18 protein-coding genes and 1 pseudogene are annotated in these 22653 nt (G+C 71.9%); 3 read left to right on the top strand and 16 right to left on the bottom strand.

Annotated elements, in window-relative coordinates:
* Positions 1-60: 60 nt before the first annotated feature.
* From KJS59_RS30930 to KJS59_RS06200, 6 genes and pseudogenes are all read right to left on the bottom strand, one after another.
* Positions 61-690, bottom strand: coding sequence for a MerR family transcriptional regulator (locus KJS59_RS30930; protein WP_249713917.1), 630 nt, complete (start codon positions 688-690; stop codon positions 61-63).
* A 312-nt stretch (positions 691-1002) separates the two neighbouring features.
* Positions 1003-1995, bottom strand: a complete 993-nt coding sequence (locus KJS59_RS06220) for an NAD-dependent epimerase/dehydratase family protein (protein ID WP_213451345.1) — start codon at positions 1993-1995, stop codon at positions 1003-1005.
* Positions 1992-3347 carry a nucleotide sugar dehydrogenase gene (locus tag KJS59_RS06215; RefSeq protein WP_213451344.1) on the bottom strand — a complete coding sequence of 452 codons (1356 nt, stop codon included), beginning with the start codon at positions 3345-3347 and terminating at the stop codon, positions 1992-1994. Before KJS59_RS06215 ends, KJS59_RS06220 begins: the two co-directional genes overlap by 4 nt.
* A complete protein-coding gene (locus KJS59_RS06210) occupies positions 3340-4437 on the bottom strand; it encodes a glucose-1-phosphate thymidylyltransferase (protein ID WP_213451343.1) in 1098 nt (365 codons plus the stop codon). The genes KJS59_RS06215 and KJS59_RS06210 overlap by 8 nt, the downstream gene beginning before the upstream one ends.
* Positions 4438-4555: 118 nt before the next feature.
* Positions 4556-5824: an aminotransferase class V-fold PLP-dependent enzyme gene (locus KJS59_RS06205; RefSeq protein ID WP_213451342.1), complete on the bottom strand. Its 1269-nt coding sequence runs from the start codon at positions 5822-5824 to the stop codon at positions 4556-4558.
* A gap of 123 nt (positions 5825-5947) precedes the next feature.
* Positions 5948-6736 (bottom strand): annotated as a pseudogene (locus KJS59_RS06200) (TIGR03084 family metal-binding protein); the annotation flags it as partial.
* A 277-nt stretch (positions 6737-7013) separates the two neighbouring features.
* Here KJS59_RS06200 and KJS59_RS06195 point away from each other — a divergent pair.
* Entirely contained in the window at positions 7014-8201 is a 1188-nt protein-coding gene (locus tag KJS59_RS06195) for an acyl-CoA dehydrogenase family protein (RefSeq protein ID WP_213451340.1), read from the top strand.
* A 56-nt stretch (positions 8202-8257) separates the two neighbouring features.
* On the opposite strand, the gene KJS59_RS06190 is transcribed toward KJS59_RS06195, so the two are convergent.
* The 6 genes from KJS59_RS06190 to KJS59_RS06165 all read right to left on the bottom strand — a co-directional run bounded on the left by KJS59_RS06190 (position 8258) and on the right by KJS59_RS06165 (position 15259).
* A complete protein-coding gene (locus KJS59_RS06190; RefSeq protein WP_213451339.1) occupies positions 8258-9280 on the bottom strand; it encodes a hypothetical protein in 1023 nt (340 codons plus the stop codon).
* 142 nt (positions 9281-9422) lie between these two features.
* Positions 9423-10742 carry a nucleotide disphospho-sugar-binding domain-containing protein gene (locus tag KJS59_RS06185; protein WP_213451338.1) on the bottom strand — a complete coding sequence of 440 codons (1320 nt, stop codon included), beginning with the start codon at positions 10740-10742 and terminating at the stop codon, positions 9423-9425.
* Between the two features lie 87 nt (positions 10743-10829).
* Positions 10830-11096, bottom strand: coding sequence for a hypothetical protein (locus KJS59_RS06180; protein WP_213451337.1), 267 nt, complete (start codon positions 11094-11096; stop codon positions 10830-10832).
* Positions 11086-12867 (bottom strand): HAD-IIIC family phosphatase, encoded by a 1782-nt coding sequence (locus KJS59_RS06175; protein ID WP_213451336.1) that lies wholly within the window; start codon positions 12865-12867, stop codon positions 11086-11088. Before KJS59_RS06175 ends, KJS59_RS06180 begins: the two co-directional genes overlap by 11 nt.
* The gene (locus tag KJS59_RS06170; RefSeq protein WP_213451335.1) at positions 12864-13814 is read right to left on the bottom strand and encodes a hypothetical protein; all 951 of its coding nucleotides are present in this window, start codon (positions 13812-13814) and stop codon (positions 12864-12866) included. Before KJS59_RS06170 ends, KJS59_RS06175 begins: the two co-directional genes overlap by 4 nt.
* 131 nt (positions 13815-13945) lie before the next feature.
* A complete protein-coding gene (locus KJS59_RS06165; protein WP_249713916.1) occupies positions 13946-15259 on the bottom strand; it encodes a cation:proton antiporter in 1314 nt (437 codons plus the stop codon).
* A 172-nt stretch (positions 15260-15431) separates the two neighbouring features.
* Here KJS59_RS06165 and KJS59_RS06160 point away from each other — a divergent pair, with 172 nt between their 5' ends.
* Positions 15432-17033, top strand: coding sequence for an NAD(P)/FAD-dependent oxidoreductase (locus tag KJS59_RS06160; RefSeq protein ID WP_249713915.1), 1602 nt, complete (start codon positions 15432-15434; stop codon positions 17031-17033).
* Positions 17034-17099: 66 nt separating this feature from the next.
* On the opposite strand, the gene KJS59_RS06155 is transcribed toward KJS59_RS06160, so the two are convergent.
* From KJS59_RS06155 to KJS59_RS06145, 3 genes are all read right to left on the bottom strand, one after another.
* Complete coding sequence (locus KJS59_RS06155) at positions 17100-18317, bottom strand: RNA polymerase sigma factor (RefSeq protein ID WP_213451418.1); 1218 nt, start codon at positions 18315-18317, stop codon at positions 17100-17102.
* 59 nt (positions 18318-18376) lie between these two features.
* Entirely contained in the window at positions 18377-18742 is a 366-nt protein-coding gene (locus KJS59_RS06150; protein ID WP_213451332.1) for a YciI family protein, read from the bottom strand.
* Between the two features lie 170 nt (positions 18743-18912).
* On the bottom strand, positions 18913-19329 hold the full coding sequence (locus KJS59_RS06145; RefSeq protein WP_213451331.1) for an SgcJ/EcaC family oxidoreductase: 417 nt from the start codon (positions 19327-19329) through the stop codon (positions 18913-18915).
* Between the two features lie 163 nt (positions 19330-19492).
* Here KJS59_RS06145 and KJS59_RS06140 point away from each other — a divergent pair, with 163 nt between their 5' ends.
* Complete coding sequence (locus tag KJS59_RS06140) at positions 19493-20170, top strand: class I SAM-dependent methyltransferase (protein WP_213451330.1); 678 nt, start codon at positions 19493-19495, stop codon at positions 20168-20170.
* Positions 20171-20281: 111 nt separating this feature from the next.
* Here the strand turns inward: KJS59_RS06140 and KJS59_RS06135 are convergent, their stop codons facing one another.
* On the bottom strand, positions 20282-22606 hold the full coding sequence (locus KJS59_RS06135) for a CaiB/BaiF CoA transferase family protein (RefSeq protein WP_213451329.1): 2325 nt from the start codon (positions 22604-22606) through the stop codon (positions 20282-20284).
* Positions 22607-22653: the final 47 nt, after the last annotated feature.

The following is a 22653-nucleotide window of genomic DNA, read 5'->3' as shown; positions in this document are numbered from 1 at the left end:
GCGCGGACAGCAATATTGAAGTAGGAAGAATAGATATCGGCACTAATTACTGTCGATGTCTCATGCCTGGCCCGCCAACCTCAGCGCGATCAGGTGCTCCTCCGCCAGCATCCGCATGGCAGCGAAGGCGACCGCCAGCAGGATGCTGCGCGCCATGACCGCCGCACCGTCGCCGCCCTGGCCGGAGGGCACCAGGTCCAACTCCATGGTCGCGATCCGCTTGGCCGCCTCGGCGTACGGCTTGAAGAAGTCGATGGTGCACGCGCAGCCCAGGTCCCGCAGCGTGGCCAGCACGACGGCCAGCCGGGCGCAGGCGGGCGCGGCCGGTTTGACCTGCCAGCCGAGCTCCTTGATGAACTCGTCTATATCGCCCCAGGCCCGATCGAGGTTCTCCGACCGCACCGGCGGCTGACCGACGGGGAACAGCACGTCATGGAGGATGTCGTGCACCGTGGCGAGCGTGCTCGTGTCGTCGTCGACCGCGGCCAGCAGCGTCCGCACCGACATCAGGTCGAGTTGCCCGACGGTGGTGAACGCCCGGATGAGCAGGAGCCGCCGGCGGTGCTGCTCCCCGTAGCGGGCCTGGTTGCGCCCGGTCCGCGTGCCGGGTGGAAGCAGGCCCTCCCGCAGGTAGAACTTGATGGTTGCGATCGGTATGCCGGTGTGCCTACTGAGATCCGAGATTCGCACGGACGTCACCCCCAGTGCTCAGAAGCGGGCAAGGTTTGACTCGGGCGCATGGCGGAGACAGGCCGCGCTCACCCACCGGAACCGGCGGCGACATCCACATCGTTGCCCCACCGCGCCGTCAACCCTGAAAGTTCGCGACTGCGCCGCGACCCGAAAGGAGGAGGTCGCGCAAGCGCGGGCACATGCGGCGTCCGCATGGCCGGCACGGTCGGCGGCCGTGTCGCCCCTCCGCTGCCCAGAATCAGAGACCCTCCGCTCACGACACCCACGCACCCGTCTGGAGCACCGGCCCGCGCCCCGCGCCGGACCCGCTCACGCGCCCCGGTCCGGCAAGGCCAACCACCACGGGTTGGCGCGAGCCCACTCGATGGTCTCCACCAGCCCCTTCCGTAGTTGCGTGCGACACTCCCAGCCCAGCAGCGAGCGCGCCCGGCCGGTGTCCGGTACCCGCCGCCCCAGATCTTGATACGACGGACCCAGCTTATCTGCGGTATCGACCTCCGTCACTGGGTCAGCGGCGCCCACCAACTCCGAGATCAAACTGATGACGTCGTACACCGTGGTCTCGCGGGTGTTACCCAGGTTGAACGCCGTGCCGATCGCCTCCTCGCGTTCGCCCGCCAGCACGGTGCCGGCCACCGTGTCGCTGACGTACGTCAGGCAGCGGGTCTGCGCACCCCGGTCGTACACCACCGGCGGGAGTCCGTTGAGCGCCCGGTGCACGCTGCGGCTGACCAGGTAGGCGGGGCGCTGGCGGGGCCCGTACACGTTGAAGTAGCGCACGACCGTCGCCGGCAGCCCGTGCTGCCGGACGAACGCGAACGTCAGGTGTTCGGCGAGCGCCTTGCTGGACGAGTACGCCCAGCGGTCGGTGGTGGTGGGCCCGAGCACCCGGTCACCGTCTTCGGACCACGGCACCTTCGGGTTCTTGCCGAAGATCTCGCTGGTACTCGCGACCACCACCCGGGCACCGGTCCGGGCCGCCGACCGCAGCACGTTGCGGGTGCCGAGGAAGTTGGTGTCGATGACATCGAGCGGCCGGCTCAGGTACTGGTCCACGCCGACCACCGCCGCCAGGTGGTAGACGGCGTCGATGCCCGGCCGGACGAGCGCGGCCACCGCGTCCGGGTCGCGGATGTCTCCGGTCACGAACCGCGCGTGCTCCCGCACCGCGGCACCCAGGTCCGGCGGTTGCGCCGCGCCGTCGAAGACCGTCACCGCGTCGCCCCGGGTGACCAGGCGTTGCACCAGATGGCCGCCGACGAACCCGCAGCCGCCGGTGACCACGACCCGCCGCGCGCTCATCGACCGATCCCCCGGTACCGGAAGCCGAGCCGGCGCAGCTTCGCGATCGTCGCCTTCGGGTAGTACGCCCGCCCGTCCAGCACCAGGCACGGCCGGGCCACCGGCAGGTTCGCGAAGTCGATGTCCCGGAACTCGCCGTGCAGAGCGAGGATCGCGACGCAGTCCGCGGCCCGCACGGCCTCGTCCACCGTCCGGCACGGCCGGATGCCCAGCAGCTCGGCCACCTCGGCCGGATCCGCCACCGGATCGTGGACGCGGACCTCGACGCCGGCCTTCGCGAGCGTTTCGACGACCGCGCGCGCCGGGGTTTCCCGCAGATCGGCCGTGTTGTTCTTGTACGCCACGCCGAGCACGGCCACCACCGACCCCGCCGGGTCCCGCCCAGCTTCGGCCAGCCCGTCGAGGATCAGCTGGGCCGTGTACGCCGGCATCGCGTCGTTGACCTCGCGGCCCACCCGGGCGCTGTGGATCTCAAGGCCGCGCTGGCGGGCCGAGCGCCAGACCATCCACGGATCCTTGGTCAGGCACGAGCCACCCACGCCGGCGCTCGGCGCGAGGATGTTGACGTACCCGGCGCCCTTGGGTATCGCGTTGGCCGCCGCGATGACGTCCAGCACGTCGACCCGGTAGAGGTCGCAGAACTTCGCCAGCTCGTTCGCGAGGGCGATGTTCAGATCGATCCACCAGTTGTCCGCCAGCTTGACGATCTCGGCCGCCTCCAGCGAGTCCTGCGCGGTCACGGTGACCCCCAGCGCCCGCCGCCAGAAGGCCACCGCCGCGGCCGTGCTCGGCTCGTCCAACCCGCCCACGACGATCGGCAGCCGGCGTAGCTCGGCCATCGCGGTCGACTCGGCGAGCCGCTCCGGGGTGAAGGCGAGCAGGAAGTCGACGCCCGCCCGCATCCGGCCGCCTTCCAGCAGCGGTGCGACCAGGCCGCGGGTCGTACCGGGCGGCACGGTGCTCTTGAGGACAACCAGTTGGCCGGGCCGGATGTGGTCGCCGAGCGAGCGGCAGGCGGCGCGCAGCTGGTCGTCGGCGAGCGAACCGTCGTCCCCGACCGGGGTGCCGACCGTGATCACCACGACGTCGGCGGCCGAGACCGCCGTGCCGTCCGTGGTGAACCGCAAGCGGCCGGCCGCCCGCGCGCGGCCGATCTGTTCCGCCAGGCCGGGCTCCGCGAACCGGGGCCGGCCGGCGTTCAGCTCGGCCACCCGCCCGGCGTCGGTGTCCACGCCCACCACGTCGAGGCCGCGGTCGGCCATGGCCGCGGCGAGACAGGAGCCCACCCAGCCGGTACCGACGACCGCCACGCACGGGTCCGGCCCGCCGGGCGTGCTCGGGTCCTCAGTCATGGTTACCTCCCGATCTCTGCGATGCGAAGGGGGATCCGGTGCGGGCGCGGTCGCCGGCGAACCGGCGGCGTCCGGGCTGGTCGTCGTGCACGGGCCGGACCGTCGCGTGCTGGCCGATCACGGACTCCCGCAGCCCGCGCACCGCCTCGACGCGCGCGCCGTCGAGCACCACCGAGTCGGACAGCTCGGCGGCCCGCACCACGCAGTCGCGCCCGACGGAGGTGGCCGCCCCGATCCGGCTGTCCTCGACGAGGGTGCCGGGCCCGATGATCACCGGGCCTTCGATGTGCGAGCGGACCACCCGGGCGCCCCGCCCGACGACCACCCGGCCGCGCAGCCGGCTGGCGGCGTCGACCCGGCCGGCGACGGCTGGCCGCAGACCGGTCAGCAGCCGGCGGTTGCCCGCCAGCAGGTCCTCGACCCGGCCGACGTCCTGCCAGAACCCGTGATACTCGTGCGCCAGCACGCCGGCGCCGCGGTCGATCAGCCACTGGATGGCATCGGTGATCTCCAGTTCGCCCCGGGCACTCGGCTCGATCGCCTCGGTGGCCTTGTGGATCGCCGCGGTGAAGAAGTAGACCCCGATCACCGCCAGGTCGCTGCGCGGCCGGGCCGGCTTCTCCACCAGCCCCCGGACGACGCCGCCGGGGTCGACCTCGGCCACCCCGAATTCGGACGGCGCCGGCACCCGGCGCAGCAGCAGCTGGGCCGCGGGCCGGCGGCCGCGGAACTCCTCCGCGGCCGCCGCGACGCCATCGGGCAGGAGGTTGTCCCCCAGGTACATGACGAAGTCGTCACCGCCGAGGAATGGGCGGGCCAGCCGCACCGCGTGCGCGAGACCCAGCGGGCGCTCCTGCCGCAGATAGGTGATCCGGAGACCGTGTCGGGCGCCGTCGCCGAGCGCGTCGCGAATTGCGTCCTCCCATTCCCCGACGACGACGCCCACCTCGGCGACTCCCAGGTCGCGCACATTCCCGATCGCATATTCCAGCACGGGCCTGTTCGCGACCGGCATGAGCTGTTTCGGCAGCCAGTACGTAAACGGCCGGAACCGGACGCCGGATCCGCCCGCCAATATCAGGGCTTTCACGCCCTGCCTCCCTTGCGATAGTTCCGGGTTTCGGCCGCACGCCGTAACGGCCGGCATTGTCGACCGCGTTTTCGGTATCCCGCCGGACCGGCGGCCACCGCGCGAAATCGTGTTTCGATCAGGCACGCGTCGAACCGGCGAGCTCGCGCACGCCCAGCAGCAGCCGGTCCACGTCCTCCCGGGTGCTGCCCAGCCCCAGGCTCGCGCGGACCGCGCCGCCGCGCAGCCGCCGCCCGATCCGTCGCCCCGCCTCGTCCAGGAGCCGCCGGGCCAGCGGGTGCGCGCACAGCCAGCCGTCTCGCACCGCGATGCCGTGCTGGGTCGCCAGGTGGTCGGAGACGTCCCCGGCGGGAACGCCGGCGACGGCGAAGCTGACGATGCCCACCCGATCACACTCCGGTGCGAACGTCCGCAACTCGGCTACGCCGTCCAGGCCGGACAGGCCCGCGCGCAGGCGATCCAGCAACGCGCGCTCGTGCTCCTCGAGGGCGGGGCGGTCCGCCGCGGCGATCGCACCGCAGGCGGCCGCGAGCGCGACGGCACCCAGCAGGTTCGGCGTACCCGCCTCGTGCCGCCCGGGCCCGGTGTGCCAACGCACCTGCCCCGGCCCGTCCCCGACGTACTCGGTCGCCCCACCACCGGACAGGTAGGGCTCGGCCGCGTCGAGCCAGTCCGCCCGCCCGGCCAGCACCCCGACGCCGTACGGCGCGTAGAGCTTGTGCCCGGACAGGGCCAGGTAGTCCACATCGGACTCGATGAGCGACACCGGCCGGTGCGCAGCGAGCTGAGCGGCGTCCAGCGCGATGCGCGCGCCGTGCCGGTGAGCCACCTCGGTCAGCTCGGGTACCGGCCACACCTCTCCGGTCACATTGGAGGCTCCGGTGACTGCCACCAGTGCCGGGCCGTCGATGCCCGCCAGCGCCGCCGCCAACGCACGGACCGCGGCCGTGGGCGAGTCGGGCACCGGCAACCGCAGCACCCGACCCCAGGGCAGCAGGTTGGCGTGGTGCTCACTGGCCCAGGTGACCACGGTGGTCTCCGCCGGAAGCGCCCGGGCCAGCAGGGTCAACGCGTCCGTCGTGTTGCGTGTGAAGATCAGATGGTCGTCGGGCCGGGCACCCACGAACGCGGCGACGGTCCGCCGCGACCGCTCGTACGCGGGCGTACACCGCCGAGAACCGGCCCCCGAACCGCGGTGCACGCTGGCGTACCACGGCAGCAGCTCGTTGACGGCGTCGGCGGCCGCGACCGAGCACGGCGCGCCCGCGGCGTAGTCGAGGTTGACGTATCGGACGACCCGCCCGTCGGCGAGCGGGACCCGCGCGCCCTCGCTGAGCAGGGTCGGGCCCGGCGCGCGGGCGGTGGAAACGGCTGAGGTCGGCACCATGGGACTCTCCGTTGAGATGGCCGGGCCGGGCTACGGCGCGGCACCGCCGGGACGGCTCAGCACGCCGGTGGACGGCGCGAGCCCTCCTGTGGACGTCGCCGCCGCTGGCGCGGGCGGCGTCGGCGAGAACTGGCCGGGCTGCCGGCCCGGGCCCGGCGAACCGCGATAGGCCTGCGCGATGTCCAACCAGCGGTCCGCCTCCTCGCCGCTCGCGACGATGGCCAGGTCCGCGCGGTGCCGCCGGCGGGTGACGAGCAGGCAGAAATCCGCGGCCGGACCGGTGATGCGCTGCGCGCTGTCGGCCGGCCCGAACTCCCAACGCTGCCCGGAGGGCGCGGTCAGCTCGAACCGGAACGTGACCTCGGGCGGTCGCAGTCCACGCGCGAGGTACCCGAAGTCCCAGGTGCGTACCGCGAACGCGACCACGTGCCCGATCCGGTCCGTGAACCGGCGCTCGACGCCCAGGGCGTCGGCGATGTCCTGGCCGTGGCCGATCAGCTCGGTCATCCCGGCCGCGGCCAGTACGGCCGCGGGAATCGGGCGGACCAGCCAGGGCACGAGCGTGTCCGGTGGCAACGCGCGCAGCGCGTCCTCCGCCGCCGCGCGCTCGGACCGCCACCGCGACAGCAGCACGTCGCGCGGTTCGGCGAGATACTCCGCCAGCGCCTGCTCCACATTGGCTTCGAAGTTCGCGCCGAGCCGGGAGGTGATCTCCTTGAACGCCTCGGGTCTGGCGGCGGCCAGCGCGGCCAGCCGGAATGTGGCGGCCAGGTGGGCGACCTGGTGCGCGACGGTCCACCCGGGCGCCGGTGTCGGCAACGACCACTGCCTGGCACTCAACGAAGCCACCAACCGGTCCACCTCATCGCCCTCGGCGACCAGAGCGGCGACCACATCGCGATGTTGGGTCATGGTCTGTCTCCTCACGCCAGTTCCTCGGTCAGTCCGCCCGGACCCCGCCGGCGGCTTTACGAGCATGTTGGCGAGGCGACACGGGTGTCTTCTCCCCTCGTGCTCTCCGGTTGATCGCCCGCGCGCAGTCGTCGCCTGTGCGGGCGCGGATCCTCGAAATCGGCTCGACGGGAAGTCGCGCACGTACCGAGATGCTCGGACCGCCGGCATTTGCCAGGCTCCAACGCGTATTGGCGCGGCCGTGACAGTGCGTCGTCAGCTTCTCTCGGAGGGCAGCATGACACTTACCACCCCATCTCCATCTCACTTGGATGTGGTCAGCAGCGCGGAGGACATCGTTCCCGTCCTTCGTTCGCACGCGCGTTGGGAGGACGAGAACAGGCGCCTGCATGACGAGGTCATCGAGGCGCTGGCCGCCGCGGGCATCTTCCGGATGCGCGTGCCCAAGCGCTACGGCGGTCACGAGGCGGACGCCACCACGATGTTCCGGGCGATCGTCCAACTCGGACGCGGGGACGGCGCGGCGTCGTGGAACGCGGCGGTCTGGTCCATGTGCGCGTGGCTCGCCGGGCTGTTCCCGGACCACGTCCAGGACGAGGTGTTCGCCGATCCCGACACCCGGGTGTGTGGCGTGCTGAGCCCGACGGCGATCGCCGTACCGCGCGACGACGGTCTCGTTGTCAACGGCACCTGGCGGTTCATCAGCGGCGCGCTGCACAGCCAGTGGCAGCTGGTGCTCGCGATGGCGCCCACCCCGGACGGGGCGGCACAGTGGCCGGTCATGGCGCTGGTGCCCGTCTGCGACCTGGAGCTGATCGACGACTGGCACACCGCCGGCCTGCGCGGCACGGGGAGCATCAGCACCGCCGCGCGGGACCTGTTCATTCCCGTCGACCGGGTCCTGCCTCTGCCGGCGATCCTCCAGGGCCAGCACGCCTCCACCCTGAATGCCCGGTCGCCGATGTACCAGGCGCCGATGATGGCCACCGGTTGCGCGTCCTTCAGCGGCACGGCGGTCGGGCTCGCGACGGCGGCGTTGGAGGACTTTCTCGAGCGGATGCCGACGCGGAAGATCACCTACACCGACTACGCGAGCCAGGCGGAGGCACCGCTGACCCACCGCCAGGTGGCCGACGCGACGCTGCTGATCGACGAGTCCGAGTTCCACGCGGTCCGGCTGGCCGCGACGATGGACGCCAAGGGCACCGACGGCGAGCCCTGGACGGTCCTGGACCGGGTGGCGGCCCGGGCCGCCCTGGGGCGGGTCTTCAGCCGCGCCAAGGACGCGGTCGACGTGCTCAACACGGGCAGCGGCGGCACGTCGCTCTACCTCGATGTGCCGATCCAGCGCATCGAGCGGGACATCCAGGCCCTCAACCTGCACGCGCTGATGCACCCGAACACCAACCTGGAGCTGTTCGGGCGGATCAGGTGCGGGCTGGAGCCGAACACACTGTACATCTGAGCGACAAGTGGTGGTCCGCTCCGTGCCACGGTGGCGAGGAGCGGACCACCGTCCGTTCAGGCGACGGCCAGGACGTCGCAGTCGCCGGCCAGCCGCCACTCGTCGGCCTCGAACTGGGCGACCGCGGCCACCGCGTCGGCCAGTTGCCGCGGGTCACCCGGCGGCCCGCTGCCCGTGGTCGACCTGGCCTGCATGAGCGGGGGCACGATGTGGCGCCAGCCGGCGACAGCCCTTCGCCAGTGCTCCCGGATCGCGCCGGGTACCAGCTCCCGGTCGACCTCGCCGGCGGCAACCACCAGCTCACGCTGCCGCAGCGCCTGCCACAGGTCGTCGGCCTGCCGGTGGATCGGGTCGTCCGGCGGCGCCACCCGGAACCTGATGGCCAGCCCGTTGACCGCGTCCGCGCCGACCAGTCGGGTCGGCTCCGCCCGGCCGGGGTGCGGCGCCGGCGTCCGGGCCAGCCACCGGTAGCGCACGCCGAGGCCGGGCGGGCCGTAGCCGACGATGCTCAGCTCGCGCAGGTGCTGGATGGCGGTGTACGACTGCGGCGCCACCGACCACTGCATAAGCTGTCCCGGTTCGACCGGGACGCGTCGCAGGGTGCGCGGCCCGTTCGGCGCGTTCGTCGCGAGTGGATCCTCGATCAGCCAGCGGCCGCCGTCCACGAGCACCGTGAACCAGTACGGCGCGTGCCAGCGGCGGTAGCCACGCTGCCACGGCAGGTTGTACGCGTCCCCGCAGACCACCAGTGCCCCGCTGTCGGCCAGTTCCCGGCGGTAGGCGCCGCGGGCCGTCGCCCAGTCGTCGGCGTGCCGGGGGGCGAGCCCGAGGACCTCCAGCGGCGGCCGTGGGTGGTGCTCGAAGCGCACCAGGCCGTCCGGCTGCGGGGTGATCGCCAGGAGGGGTGTTCCGGCCAGCAGCGGCCGCCACCAACGCTCGTGCCTGGCGGCCAGCCAGACCGCCAGGGCCGCCGTGTGGCAGCTGAGGCTGCCGGCCCAGCGGCTCAGCAGGTAAGCACGCTCGGCCGGGTCGGCGCCGGAGGCCCCGACGGTGCCGAGCCGTGTCGGAAACGCTCGCATGTCCATGTCCTCACCCGATCGGGGATCATCCGGCGCGGTCGTCGCGACGCGCCCGGACGGCCCGGTCGGGATGTGGGTCGCGGCGCCGCACATCCCGCCGGAGGTCATCGCTTCGGTCGAGCCGGCCGGTCGCCAATCCGATTCATCGGGCGAGGGTGAGCCGCTCCAGGGTGGGTACCAGGTCGCTGGGGCTCGGCGCGGCGAGCGCGTTCATCCGCAACCGCTCCGCCCCCGCCCGGTAGGCGGGGTCGTTGACCACCCGGGTGACCTGCTCGCGGATGGCCGGGATCGACGGCAGGGCCAGATCCATCACCTCGCCGGCCCCGAAGCTGGTCACGTACCTGGTGGCGAGGGGGGCGAGCTTGTAGCGGAAGTAGCCGTGCTTCGGCGCGCCCTCGTGCTCCAGGAAGTCCACGATGATCTGCGGGACGCCGGCCCGGTTGGCCGGCGCCATCGTGCCGAGCCCACCGTGGTGGATCAGCGCGGCGCAGGTCGGCATGAGGTACTCCAGCGGAACGTACTCCATCACCCGTACGTTGTCCGGCACCCGGCTGACCGCGGCGAGCTGCGCCTCGTCCAGCGTCGCGACCACCTCGATGTCCAATCCGGACAGCGCCTCCATCAGGACGTCCAGCCAACCCCAGCCGATCTTGATGAAGCGGCGCACGGACAGCCCCAGCGACAGCGCGACCCGGGGCCGGTCCGGCACCGGGTACACCCAGCTCGGTATCGCCGTCTGCTCCGCGTACGGGATCCAGCGCATCGGCAGCCGCAGCGTGTCGACGGGGTAGTTCATCCCCTTGGGCATCACGTCGATCGTCCATTCGCCGTACAGGATGTCGTGGTCGACCGGTACGCCGTACTTCTCCGCCATCCCCCGGACCGTCTCGGCGAACGGGTTGGGCACGTCGGGAGCGTCGGGACCGCTGGTGTACCGGGCGAACTCGTCCATGTACCAGCCGGTGTAGTCGGTGCCCGACTGCCGGGCCTGCCGCGCACCGGTCGCCCGGGCGGCCACCGCCGCGCCCGGCATGCACGGGTCCCAGATGACCAGATCCGGCCGCCAGTGGCGGAAGAACGTCACCATCCCGTCCATCGCCGGCATGGGATCCTCGGGCGATGCCTGGAACGGGCAGAATTCCCACATGGACGGCAGGAACCCGTAGCTGACGGTGTCCCAGGCCAACCGCGCCTCCCCCGCCTTCGGCAGGGGCAGCGCCTCGTTGATGCGGCTCATCTCCTTGCGGCCGTCCGGGAAGTCGGCCGTCGGCCCCTGCGGCGGCGGCGCCTCGGCGTCGCCGTACATCGAGACGAACGGCAGACCCGAGGCGGCGACGGCATCGGCCAGGAACGGGTGGGAGATGAACGTGACCTCGTGCCCGGCGTTGCGCAGCGCCCAGGCGAGCGGGACGAAGGGATAGAGGTGGGCTTGCGCCGGCCACAGCGCGAATGCGACGCGCATCGGGACTCCTTCCGGTCAGTCTCACCACATTTGACCGCACCCTCGGTGCACGGCGCGTCTTCGACATTGCTTGACAGGCAATGCCGGTCAAGCAACGTTCGTTACGCCGACGGCAACACACGCCGAGTCCACCAGTTCGCCCAGGGTGCCGCCGACGGTCAGGAACCGTTCGTCGAGCACGCATCCGAGTTCCTGCTCGACCGCGTGCATCAGGCGGACCTGGGCGAGCGAGCTCCAGTCCGGCACATCGTCGGGGGCGGTGTCCAGGCCACGCGGCGGCTCGGCGCCGAAGACACCGCGGAAGGCCGCGAAGGCCGCGTCGCGCACGTCCTCCCGGCTCGGCTCAGTCCGCATGGGCGACCTCCGTGTTCGTCAGGTACGGGCTGGGTGGCGGGTGGCCACCGTCGAGTTGGTACTCGTAGGTGCGGATGCCGTCGGCCGTCTCGTCGCGCAGCTGGAAGCCCAGTTCGCCAAACAGGTCGCGGACGAGCCCGTTGCGCCCGGTCGGGACGTACCGGCCGATCAGGCGGCGCGCTCCGCGTGCCCGCGCCCACCGTCCCGCCTCCGCGACCAGATTCCGTTCCGCGGTCCGCCCGATCACCCGGCAGCTGAGCAACAGGGTATCCAGCTCGGCCGCGTCGCCGTCCAATATGGTCACTGCGACGCCGACCAGGCCGTGATCGGCGAACCGGTCCCGCAGGCGCAGACAGAACCCGGACGTCGAGTCCCCGGCGAGCATCGCGGTCAGCTCGGCCTCGGATCGGCGCCGGTCCGTCAGGTTGAACTGGTTGGTCTTGGCGACGAGTTCAGCGACCCTGGGCAGGTCCGCGCGATCCACAGTGGTCACTGTGGCGGTCATGGACAGCGAGCGGAGGTGCTCGGTCAGGTCCCGGGACCTTCCGCGCAGCTCCTCGGCGCGGGCCAGCGCCGCGTAGGAGCGCGCCCGACCGGCATCCGCCGCGCCGCGCCCCGGCGCGAGCCCCGGCACGGACGCCACCGCCGCCGGGAACGTCGACGGCCCACCGGAGAGGTGCACCACGGCGACCTCCGGCAGCGCGCCGGCGACCTCGGCGCACTCCGCCGGGTTGTCGTCCACGAACACCATGGCGTCCAGGCCGATGCGCAGCTGCCGCGCCAGCGACAGCAGCTGCCGCGACTTCGGCTCCCAACCACATTGGACGGCGGCGAAGTCGGCGCGGCGCAGCACCATGCCGGGGACGCCGGCGATCGCCTGCTCGGCCAGCTCCGGGTCGTTCTTGCTACAGACGGCGAGGATGACTCCGTGGTGCGCGAGCCCGCGCAGGTACCGCTGGAAGTCGCGGTACGCCTCGCCGGCCGGGCCGTCGCGCAACACGAGGCCGTCGAGCCCGTCCTGCCCGACCACCCCGCCCCACAGGGTGTCGTCCAGGTCCACCACGACGCAGCGGCGCGTCACGCCCGCGTGCACCGCGACCGCCTCCGCGATCGCCGCCGCCAGCCACGGCAGCGCGTCCATCGCGAACGGTTGCCGGATCCGGTGCCAGCAACGGGCGTCGCTCCAGCGGCTGAGTCCGACCTGGGCGGCCAACCACGCGACGTCCACGAACCGGACGCCGGCACCGGCCCGGGCCGCCAGGCGCGAGTTGACCTCGTGCACGATCGCGGAGGACGAACCGGCGGTTCGCCAACTGACCGCACCGAGGGGATCCACGGCGGGCGGGGCGAACCCGAGCTGGACGACCTGGATCCGCAGGTCGCGAGCCCGGTCCCACAACGCGGTCCACCGCTGCACGGCCTCCGACACCAACCGGTCGGCGGCATCCGCGTCGGCGCCGGTGAACCCTTCCGGCAGCAGGTCGGCGACCGTACCGGCGAGGACGGCGTAGCGCGGTGGCCGGGCGCATACCGGAGACGCCGGATCCCACAACGCCTGCTCGACCTGGCCGAAGGCCGCCCGCCGGACCCGCAGGTCGAGGCGGTGCCGCCAGCCGGCCAGCGGCAGCAGCTCGGTCAGCAGGTCGGTGGTGAAGGTGGCCAGCACGGCGACGTCGGCGCCGGCGCGCGGGTCGGTGCCGTGCTGCCCGGCGAGCCGACGCCAGTGCCGGTAACCGTCCTGCGGCCGTAGGTTGGCGATGCCGGGTGTCACCGCGGTTCCCCCACCGTCTGGCCCTCGAAGTCCGCGACCGCCTCGATGACGTCCGCGACCCGGCGCCGGTTGACCGGCATCCGGTCTTCCATACAGAGGCGAGCGTCCATGAGCACCGGGGGGATGCGGCGCCAGAGCGGGATCGCGGCCTGCCAGTGCTTCCGTATCGCGGGCGGCACCAGGTCCGGGTCCACCTCGCCGGCCGCGAGGAGCAACTCGCGCTGACGCAGTGCCTGCCACAGGTCGTCGGCCTGCTGAGCCACCAGAACCTCGGGCCCGCTGTGCCGGCACATGTCCGCCAGCGCCCGCACCGCGGCGCGGCCGGTAAGCGCGCACGGCTCGGGGTCCGGGACCGGCGCCGCCTCCCCGGCGACCAGCCACCGGTACCGCCTGCCGATGCCCGGCGGTTCGGACCCGACGATGCTCAGCTCCCGCAGCCGTTGCGCCGGTTGGTATTCGGCCGGCCCGATCCCCCACCGGGCCAACTCGTCAACCGCCACCGGCGCCCGGTGCGGTGCCTGCGGCCCGGCCTCCGTATGCATCCAGATCGGATCGTCGACCGTCCACCCGTCTTCGTGCCGCAGCAGGGTGAACCAGTGCGGCGAGTGCCAGCGCTGGTAACCCCGCTGCCAGGGCAGGCGGTAGGTGTCACCACAGATCACCACGGCACCCCGCGCCGCCAGTTCGTTGCGGTACCCGGCGCGGGCCGCGGACCAGTCGTCGGTGTACCGCACGGTGAGGCCCAGCGTTTCCAGCGGTGGCCGCGGATGGTGCTCGAACCGCACCAGGCCGCCCGGCACGGGCCGGATAGCCAGGGTGGGTGTGCCCACCAGCAGCGGGCGCCACCAGCGCTCCTGCCGCACCGCGAGCCAGGCCGCGAGCGCGGCGGTGTAACAGCTGAACGTCCGGGACCAACCGCTGAGGTCGGTCGGCGGTGCTTTGCCCATGCCGTCATGCTGGCCGCGCCGTCGCGCGCCCCGCATCTTCCGGCGTGCGCCCGCCAAGGCCGGACCAGCGGTCGCCGTGGCGGCGCACACGGCCGCCGCCACTACCCCGCCGCCGGTGGCCGCGCTCGCCGTCACGTCGGCAGTCGCTGATCGATCGTGGGGAGATGGGTGCGCTCCCGGAGATCCTCCTCGGCGGTCTGCTCGATGCGCGCCATCGCCAACCGCAGTACCGGCGGTGCCATCAGGGAGGTGACGATGGCGACCAGGATCACGATCGTGTACGCCTGCACCGTCAGGATGCCCAAGCGCAGGCCGGCCATCGCGACGACGACCTCAATGACACCGCGGGCATTGAGCCCCGCGCCGAGCGCGAGCCCTTCCCAGTGACTGAAACGGCTGAGCCGCGCGCCCAGGTAGGCGCCGGCGAACTTGCCGAGGATCGCCACCGCGAGCACCAGCAGCCCCGCGGCGAGTACCCTCGGGTGCCACAGCGACGTCAGGTCCATCCGCAACCCGGCCGTGGCGAAGAAGATCGGCGCGAGGACCGAGACGACGACGGTACGCAGCGGTGCGAGCCGGGCGTGGTCGGGGCCGATGACCGAGCCGATCAGGATGCCGCAGACGAACGCGCCGAAAACGGCCTCGAGCCCGAGCGCGTGGGTGGTGACGGCCGCGAGCACGATCATGGTGGTGGCCAGCGCGACGGTGGGCGCCGGATCCGTGCCGCGCCCGGCCAGCCGGAAGCCGGCGCGGGCCAGCGGCCGTCCGACGGTGACCGCGACGGTGACGACGGCCACCACACTCACCACCGAGGTCACCACGTCGCCGGGGTGCAGTCCGGTGGTGGCCAGCGCGGAGACGATCGAGAGCATCACCCAGCCGAAGGCGTCGTCGACCATCCCCGCGGTCAGCACGAGCTGGCCGATGTTGCGGTGCACCATCCGCATGTCCAGCAGGATCTTCGCGATCACCGGGATCGCGCTGACCCCCATCGCGACGGCCATGAACAGGGCGAACACCAGGGGGTCGGTGTCCGCGGGCATCAGCGACCCGCTGAGCGCGAACCCGAGGGCGATGCCGAGCCCGAACGGAATCGCCAGGCCGCCGGCGCTGATCCCGGCCGCGGCCACCCCACGGCGGCGGATCATGTCCACGTCCATCTGCATGCCGGCGACGCCGACGAGCAGCAGCACACCGAGCTGGCCGACGGCGTCGAGCAGGTGGAACTGCTCGGCGCCCGCGGGGAACAGCCACCCCGACACGGCCGGCGCGACATGGGCCAGGAGGGACGGGCCCAGCAGCACACCGACGAGCAACTCACCCACCACCGCGGGCAGCCCCATCCGGGTCGCCAGACGCCCGAAGCAGAGGGCGAGCAGGAGGAGCAGCCCGACCTGGAGCAGGAAGGTCAGTAGCGGGTGAGCGGATATCGGTGCGACGGGCACTGTTCCTCCTCGACCGGTGTTGCCGGCAATATTCCATTGGCCCGGCGCCGGGCGCTTCTTCGTTTGTGCGCAGCACCCGCCGGCCGGGATCAAGGACCGCAATCTGAAAGACATTGCGCCGGGCGGGCCGCCGTTATCGTTGCCTGAAAATCACATGCGGAGAGAGGCGAATATGAGCACACCCGTCTACGACGTGGCGATCCTCGGCTCGGGCATGGCCGGCTCGATGCTCAGCGCGGTGCTTGCCCGTAACGGCGTCAAGGTACTGCTTATCGACGCGGGCACCCATCCACGCTTCGCAGTGGGGGAATCGACGATTCCGTACACCTCGGCCCTCGTCAAGATTGTCGCGGAACGGTACCAGGTCCCGGAACTCCACTCGCTCGAGAACTTCAAGGGCATCGCCGAAAACATTTCCCCGATGTGCGGCAAGAAGCGGAACTTCGGGTTCGTGTACCACCGCGAGGGCCAGCCGCACGACCCCGCCCAGATCAACGAAATCGTGCTGCCCCAGGTCGAGCAGCGCATGGAGTCGCACCTGTTTCGACAGGACGTCGACGCGTACCTGTTCCACCTGGCCGTCGGCTACGGCGCGGAGCCGCACACCGGCACCAGGGTCACCGACATCGACTTCCACCCCGGCAAGGGCGTGCGGCTGAGGACCGACCAGGGTGCGACCTTCCACGCGAAGTACCTGGTGGACGGCAGCGGATACCGCTCCCCGGTCGCCCAGAAGTTCGGACTGCGGGACCAGCCCACCCGCGCGCGCCACCACTCCCGCAGCATGTTCACCCACATGATCGGCGTGACGCCGTTCGACGACGCGGCGGCGGCGCGGGGGCACACCCAGCCGAGCGCGTGGCACCACGGCACCCTGCACCACGTGTTCGACGGCGGCTGGCTGTGGGTCATCCCGTTCGACAACTACGAACAGTCCCGCAACCCGCTGTGCAGCGTCGGGCTGACGCTGGACGAGCGGGTCTTCCCGGCCTCGGACCTCACCCCCCAGCAGGAGTTCGACAACTTCCTGGCGCGGTTCCCGGAGATCGCCGAGCAGTTCCGCGGCGCCAGGGCGGTCCGGCCGTGGGCCTCCACCGGAGAGCGCATGCAGTACTCCTCGTCCCGCACGGTCGGCGACCGGTACTGCCTGACCTCCCACGCGGCCGGGTTCATCGACGCGCTCTACTCGCGCGGGCTGACCAACACGGTCGAGGTGGTCAATGCGTTGGCCGCCCGCCTGATCGACGCGTCCCGGGACGACGACTGGTCCACCGAGCGCTTCGAGTACATCGAGCGTCTCCAGCAGGGGCTGTTCGACATCCACGACGACCTCGCCTACAGCTCCTTCGTCAGCTTCCGCGACTACGAGCTGTGGAACGCGGTCGAGCGGGTCTGGGAGTCGACCAACTACCTGCCGTGGCAGGTCCTCGAACGCGCCTACGCCCGCTTCCTGGCGACCCGGGACGAGCAGATCCTGCGCGACCTGGACAACCGGGAGGTCCCGGGGCTTCCGGATCCGATCGGCCGGGAGATCGCGGCGCTGGTGACGTACACCCGCGAGACCTGCCAGGCGGTCGAGGCGGGTGAGCTGGCCAGCGGCGAGGCCGCGAAGCGCATCTTCGCCCAGCTCCGGCAGGCCGAGTGGCTGCCCGAGCCGTGGGAGCGGGCGAACCCGGACAACAAGTTCTTCGCGGCCAGCCCGCAGCTGTTCAGCCTCGCCGAGGAGTGGGGCCGCACCAAGGCCCCGGCGCACGTGGCGCCATTGTTCCGCTGAACCGGTGCGGGGGTGTCGCGGGCGCGATCGCCCGGGGTACCGCCGCACCGTTCTGCCCGGCCGCGGTCAGATGGCGAAGGTCTGTTCGGCGATCTGCTCGGCGAGGAACACGCGCTCGGCCTCGTTGGTGGCCAGCGCCAGGGCCTGCCGATAGGCGATGGCCGCCTCGCCGGGCCGGCCGAGCCGGCTCAGCAGGTCGGCCTTGATCGCCGGCAGGTACTGGTACCCGGCCAGGCGGTCGTCCAACTCCAGCTGCTCGACCTCCGCCAGCGCGGCCTGCGGGCCGGCCACCATCGCCAGCGGCACGGTGCGGTTCAGCCGCACGATCGGCGAGGGCCACACCAGCAGCAGTCTGTCGTACAGGGTGAGGATCTGCGTCCAGTCGGTCCACCGGTAGGACAGCGCCTCGGCGTACAGCGAGGCGATCGCGGCCTCCAGGACGTGCCGGCCGGGCGGCCCGGCCCGCAGGCAGCCGACGATGATGTCGTGGGCCTCGGCCAGCGCCGCCCGGTCCCACCGCGAGCGGTCCTGGTCCTTCAGCTGCACCAGCCGGCCAGCGCCGTCGACCCTGGTCGCCAGCCGCGCCTGGGTCACCAGCAGCAGGGCGTGCAGCCCGCCCACCTCGGGCTCGCCGGGCATCAGTTCGTGCAGCATCCGCGCCAGGTACGCCGCACGGTGCACCAGGTCGGCACGCACCAGCGACCCGCCGGAGGGGGCGGTGTGACCGGCCGTGAAGAGCAGATATATCACCGCGAGCACCGCCGGGAGCCGCTCGGGCAGTTCGGCGGGGCGTGGCATCCGGTAGGGGATCCGCGCGGTGGAGATCTTCTTTTTCGCCCGGGTGATCCGCGCCGCCATCGTCGGCTCGGATACCAGGAACGCGCGCGCGATGTCCGAGACCGGGACCCCGCACACCAGCCGCAGCGTGAGTGCGATCTGCGCCCCCTGGCCCAGCGCCGGGTGACAACACATGAAGATCAGGCGCAGCCGCCCGTCCGGCAGGGCCTCGACGGTGTCCGCGGCCGCCTGCTCCGCCGGCTCGGGCGGGGCGGGTTCGTCGCCCGCCTCCTCGGGCTCGACCAGCAGCGGCAACCGGGAGCGCAGCGCCCTGTCCCGCCGGATCGCGTCGATCGCGCGGCGCCGCGCCGTGGTGGCGAGCCACGCGGCCGGCCGGTCCGGGATGCCGGCGCTGACCCAGCTCTCCAGGGCCGAGGCGTAGGCCTCCTGGACGCATTCCTCGGCCAGATCCAGGTCCCGCGCGACACGCACCGTCGCGGCGAGCACCCGGGCCCATTCGCGACGGTGCGTGTCGGCGATCGCCGCCTCTACGGCCGCGAGGTCCGTCACCCAGTGGTTTCTTTCGTCCGCTCGATGACGCCGCCACTGTGCACCGGCCGGACCTCGACACCGCCGCCCTGGTGCACGACGGGGTTGGTGCGCGCGATCGCCAGGGCCGCGTCGAGGTCCGGCGCCTCGATCACGTAGAAGCCAGCGACGACCTCCTTGGAATCCAGGAACGGGCCATCGGTGATGGTGAGGCCCCGGATCGATGTCGCCATGTCCCGCGGGGTGAGCGCGTAAGCCATGACCATGGATCCGCTGTCGGTCAGCTCGTCCGCGTGTTCGTTGCAGTCCTCAAGATCCTCCGGCGTGGCGTCCGGCGAGTGGGCTGAGTCAGGGGCGTAGATCAATACTGCGTACTGGGCCATGAGGGCTTCCCTTCATGCTCGGTCGCCTGGTCCCTACACCACTACGTCGGATGGATCTCACGGATTCGACGTACCTCAGCCCAGAAATTAGGTGACCAGGATCCCCGAGGCAAGCACCGCGCCCCGTCGCGAATCGCGTCCGCGCCGGTCAGGTGGGCTGTTCGTGCTGCTCAGCCCGCCGGTATCGGGCTGCTGTGGTAGGCCGCGACCTGCCACTGCTCGTCGACCCGGCCCAGCAGCCAGGTCCCCCGGATGCCGCGCCCCGGTGCGACCTCGCTCTCGCCGGGCAGCAGCACGCCACCCTCCGTCACCACCAGCGCGACGTCCGGAGCGAAGCGCTTGAGGTACACGGGATCGATCACGACGCGGGTCCCGCGCATCGGGCCGGCGAAGGCCGCGCCGATGAAGTCGCGGACCGCGTCGCGACCCAGAAGGTAGCTTCCGGCGATCACCACATTGGTGGACGGGCTGAACGCCGCGGCGAAGGCGCCCGCGTCTGAGCGGGCCCACGCCTCGCTCGTGCGCTCCAACACCCGGTGCAGAACGACGTCATCGGCCGTCGCGGTCGACTGGCTACTGGTCGACATACGCTTCTCCCGCCTGTGAGAACGATGTGCCAAATGATCGGCTTTCCAGGTATCGAATCACGGCGCCCATGGACAACGCGTCTTCGACGGTGCCGTAGTCGCCGGGGCACAGCGCACGACACGAGTGGCCCCGGTAGCCACGAAATAGTTAGTTTCCCTGAACATGGGGCGGCAATACGACGACCGGTACAACGCCATGCGGGACCGCAAAGACCTTCTCGCGATGCAGGCATTGGCACCGCTCTGCACGGCGTACGTGCCGTGGAGCATCAGCGCCATGCGGCCCAGTGGAATCGTCGCGATACTCAACGAGATAACGGTCAACCGGCGCCGGACCGTCGTCGAACTCGGCGGCGGAGTGTCCACCCTCTACATCGCCCGCCTGCTCCAGCGCCGCGGCGGGCACGTCTGGACGGTGGAACACGACGAGGGCTGGGCCGACCTGTTGACCGAGGAACTCGCGAACGAAGCCCTGGACCGGACGGTCACGGTGATCCGCGCCCCGTTGGCGCCGGTCGGCGGGGGGTGGCCGGGCGAGGACGGCGCCTGGTACGCGCAGGACTGTCTCGGCCCGGCCCTCGCCGGCTGCCGGGTCGACCTGCTCGTCGTCGACGGACCGCCGGCGTACCAGGCCGGCCGCGGCCACGCCCGCTACCCCGCCGCGCGTTTCTTCGCCCCGCTGTTCGCCGACGACTACACCGTCGTCCTCGACGACATCGACCGCCCCGGCGAGCAGGAGATCATGGAGCGCTGGGCGGCCGAACTCGGCGTCACCTTCGAATGCCGGCTGGTCGACGGCGGAATCGCCATCGGTCGCCGTAAGGCGGCGTTCAGCATCTGAGTAGGGCGGCACGCCGGTCGGGTGGCCTTCTCCACGGCGTCCACGAGCCGGGTGCCGACACCCCGGCGTTGGTGCGCGGAAGCACCGCCGGGCGGTGGGTGCGACCGGCAGCTAGAACCCTTCCCATCCTGGCGGCAGCGCGCTGACCTGGAGCACCCAGCTGCGCTCGAGCCGCTTGATATCGTCCGCCAGGCCCACCCCGGCCAACACCCTGGCCGCGTCGGCGCCGGGCCGCCGAGCGGGATAGCCGGCACTGATCGTCTGGTTGGCCAACCGGACCGCGGGACCGGGCATGACCACCTGACCGGCCTCCTCGGTCACTTGGCGCACGCTCAACCCCTGAGCCACGACAGCGGGGTCCGCCATGAGTTCGGGCAGCCGCACGATGCGGTGCACGCCGAACCCGGCCTCCCGCAGCAGCCGCGTCCAGTGCCCGACCGGCCCGGCCTCGAACGCCTTGGCCAGGGCCGCGATGCAGCCCTCCTCGTCGCTCGGGTCGACTTCACCGAGCGCGCCGAGCCCGGGCAGGGCCGCGATCGCCGCGTGGTCGGCCGGTGTGGCCCCGAAGAAGAACCAGCCGTCGTTCGCCCGGTAGAACCGTTGCCACGCACCGACGCCGAGCGCCCACCGCCCGGCAGGCCCGTCCGGGATCGCCGAGCCGCCGCCCACGTGTTCGATGAGCAGGGTCGCCTGGTGCAACACCCCGACCTGGGACAGCGAGGTCATCACGTGCTGCCCCTCGCCCGTGACCGTCCGGTGGTAGAGGCCGAGCGCGGCCGCGAGTGCCGCGACGGCGCCGGTGCCGTAGTCCAGCAGGTTGTAGGGTCCCAGCACGCCGGGCTTGCCGTCCCGCCCGGCCCGTTCCATGATCCCGGTCGACGCCTGGCCCTGCGTCTCGTAGCCCCGCCGCGACTCCCACGGCCCACCGGCGCCGTAGCAGCTCACCGACACGTACACGATGTCGGGTCGGCGGGCGCGGATGTGTTCGTACCCGAGGCCGTAGCGGTCGGCGGTTCGGCGGGGGAAATTCTGGGTCACCACGTCGGCGTCGGCGAGCAGGGCCCACAGCACCTCCTGGCCCTGCTGCGACTCGAGGTCGAGCAGCACGGTCCGCTTGCCCCGGTTGACGAACCCGTGGGCGTCGATCTTTCGCTGCGGTGAGTTGATCTTTACGACGTCCGCACCGAACTCGGCCAGCATCCGGCCGGCGCTCGGCCCCGCGAGTATCTGGGTGAGGTCCACGACCTTCTTGCCGTGGTACGGAAGCTCGTCGCCGACCGCCGGCAGCACCGGGCGCGCGGGGGCGGGTTGGGCGAGCTCGGCAAGGATCTCGGCTCGATCGGCGTCCACGCCGTGGCGCCCGCCGAGTTCGGCATGGGCGGTGGACATGCGCACCGGCCGGCCCGCGATCCAGACCTGACCGAGCACCGGGTCATCGGCGCGCACGACCTGTTCGGCCGCCTGGGCGTGCTCCGTGGCGGCCCACTCGCCGGTAGTGCGGATCATGCACAGTGGTACCCCGGCGGCGTTGGCCAGGTCCTCCCACTCCGCGGCCGGGCGGCGCAGGAACAACTCGGTCAGGCGCCGCTTGAGCTCGGCGGCCACCCGGGGTTCGCCCGCGATCCGGGCGAGCGAGGTCAGCCCCTCGGCCGACCAGGCCGACTCGCCGGCCGCGTCGAGGAACCAGCCGAGGAACCGCGCGCTGGCCCCGATGGGGTTGAACTGAACGTATCGACCGTCGCCGCAGCGGTAGGTCCCGCTGCCCATCCGGTCGAGCGGCCGCTCGGGCCGCGGTCCACGGTCGGCGACGAACGAACCGGCGCCGCCGATCAGCTCGAACATGGCGTTGAACAGGGGTACCTCGATGCGTTCCCCGCGGCCGGTGCGGTGCCGGCGGGTCAGCGCCGAGATGATCGAGTAGGCGGCGAGGAACGCCGCGACGTTGGACGCCATGGGCAGCGCGGAGTAGGTGGGCCGGTCCATGTCCCAGTCGGCCGGCGCCTCGCCATGGCGCACCCGGCAGTTTCCGGTCGCCGCGGCGATGACCCCTTCCCAACCCGGCATGGCGGCACGCGGGTCGTCAGTTCCGAATCCCGGCAGCGAACAGTAGACGAGCGACGGCGTGGCCGCGGCGAGCACGGCGGGGCCAAGGCCCAGGCGATCCATTACCCCGGGCCGGAAGTTCTCGACCAGCACATCGCTGCGGGCGATCAGTTCGCGCGCGATGCCCAGATCCCCGGGGTTCTTGAGATCAAGGGTGATCCGTCGCTTGCCCCGGTGCAGGAACGCGCCGGCGGGATCGCCGGCGTCGTCCTGCCCGGGGCGATCGATGCGGACCACGTCGGCACCGTGGTCGGCCAACAGCACGGCCGCCAGCGGTCCGGCCACGTAGTGCCCTAGATCGACAACCCGCACACCGCTCAGTACGCCCGGCATGCGCCCTCCCCTCACGGTGCGGAGCAGGCTCACCCTACCATGGATTG

This window comes from Rhizomonospora bruguierae (genome assembly GCF_018397995.1).
In the GTDB taxonomy this organism is placed as follows: Bacteria; Actinomycetota; Actinomycetes; order Mycobacteriales; family Micromonosporaceae; genus Rhizomonospora; species Rhizomonospora bruguierae.
Note: the sequence above shows the minus strand (reverse complement) of the source record. Positions and strands in the feature narration are given on the sequence as shown.

What these genes read in the sequence shown, in the direction of transcription:
- KJS59_RS06220 (WP_213451345.1), bottom strand. Translation starts at nt 1,995, where the DNA reads ATGAGCGCGCGGCGGGTCGTGGTCACCGGCGGCTGCGGGTTCGTCGGC.
- KJS59_RS06215 (WP_213451344.1), bottom strand. Translation starts at nt 3,347, where the DNA reads ATGACTGAGGACCCGAGCACGCCCGGCGGGCCGGACCCGTGCGTGGCG.
- KJS59_RS06205 (WP_213451342.1), bottom strand. Translation starts at nt 5,824, where the DNA reads ATGGTGCCGACCTCAGCCGTTTCCACCGCCCGCGCGCCGGGCCCGACC.
- KJS59_RS06195 (WP_213451340.1), top strand. Translation starts at nt 7,014, where the DNA reads ATGACACTTACCACCCCATCTCCATCTCACTTGGATGTGGTCAGCAGC.
- KJS59_RS06190 (WP_213451339.1), bottom strand. Translation starts at nt 9,280, where the DNA reads ATGCGAGCGTTTCCGACACGGCTCGGCACCGTCGGGGCCTCCGGCGCC.
- KJS59_RS06185 (WP_213451338.1), bottom strand. Translation starts at nt 10,742, where the DNA reads ATGCGCGTCGCATTCGCGCTGTGGCCGGCGCAAGCCCACCTCTATCCC.
- KJS59_RS06180 (WP_213451337.1), bottom strand. Translation starts at nt 11,096, where the DNA reads ATGCGGACTGAGCCGAGCCGGGAGGACGTGCGCGACGCGGCCTTCGCG.
- KJS59_RS06170 (WP_213451335.1), bottom strand. Translation starts at nt 13,814, where the DNA reads ATGGGCAAAGCACCGCCGACCGACCTCAGCGGTTGGTCCCGGACGTTC.
- KJS59_RS06160 (WP_249713915.1), top strand. Translation starts at nt 15,432, where the DNA reads ATGAGCACACCCGTCTACGACGTGGCGATCCTCGGCTCGGGCATGGCC.
- KJS59_RS06150 (WP_213451332.1), bottom strand. Translation starts at nt 18,742, where the DNA reads ATGGCCCAGTACGCAGTATTGATCTACGCCCCTGACTCAGCCCACTCG.
- KJS59_RS06145 (WP_213451331.1), bottom strand. Translation starts at nt 19,329, where the DNA reads ATGTCGACCAGTAGCCAGTCGACCGCGACGGCCGATGACGTCGTTCTG.
- KJS59_RS06140 (WP_213451330.1), top strand. Translation starts at nt 19,493, where the DNA reads ATGGGGCGGCAATACGACGACCGGTACAACGCCATGCGGGACCGCAAA.
- KJS59_RS06135 (WP_213451329.1), bottom strand. Translation starts at nt 22,606, where the DNA reads ATGCCGGGCGTACTGAGCGGTGTGCGGGTTGTCGATCTAGGGCACTAC.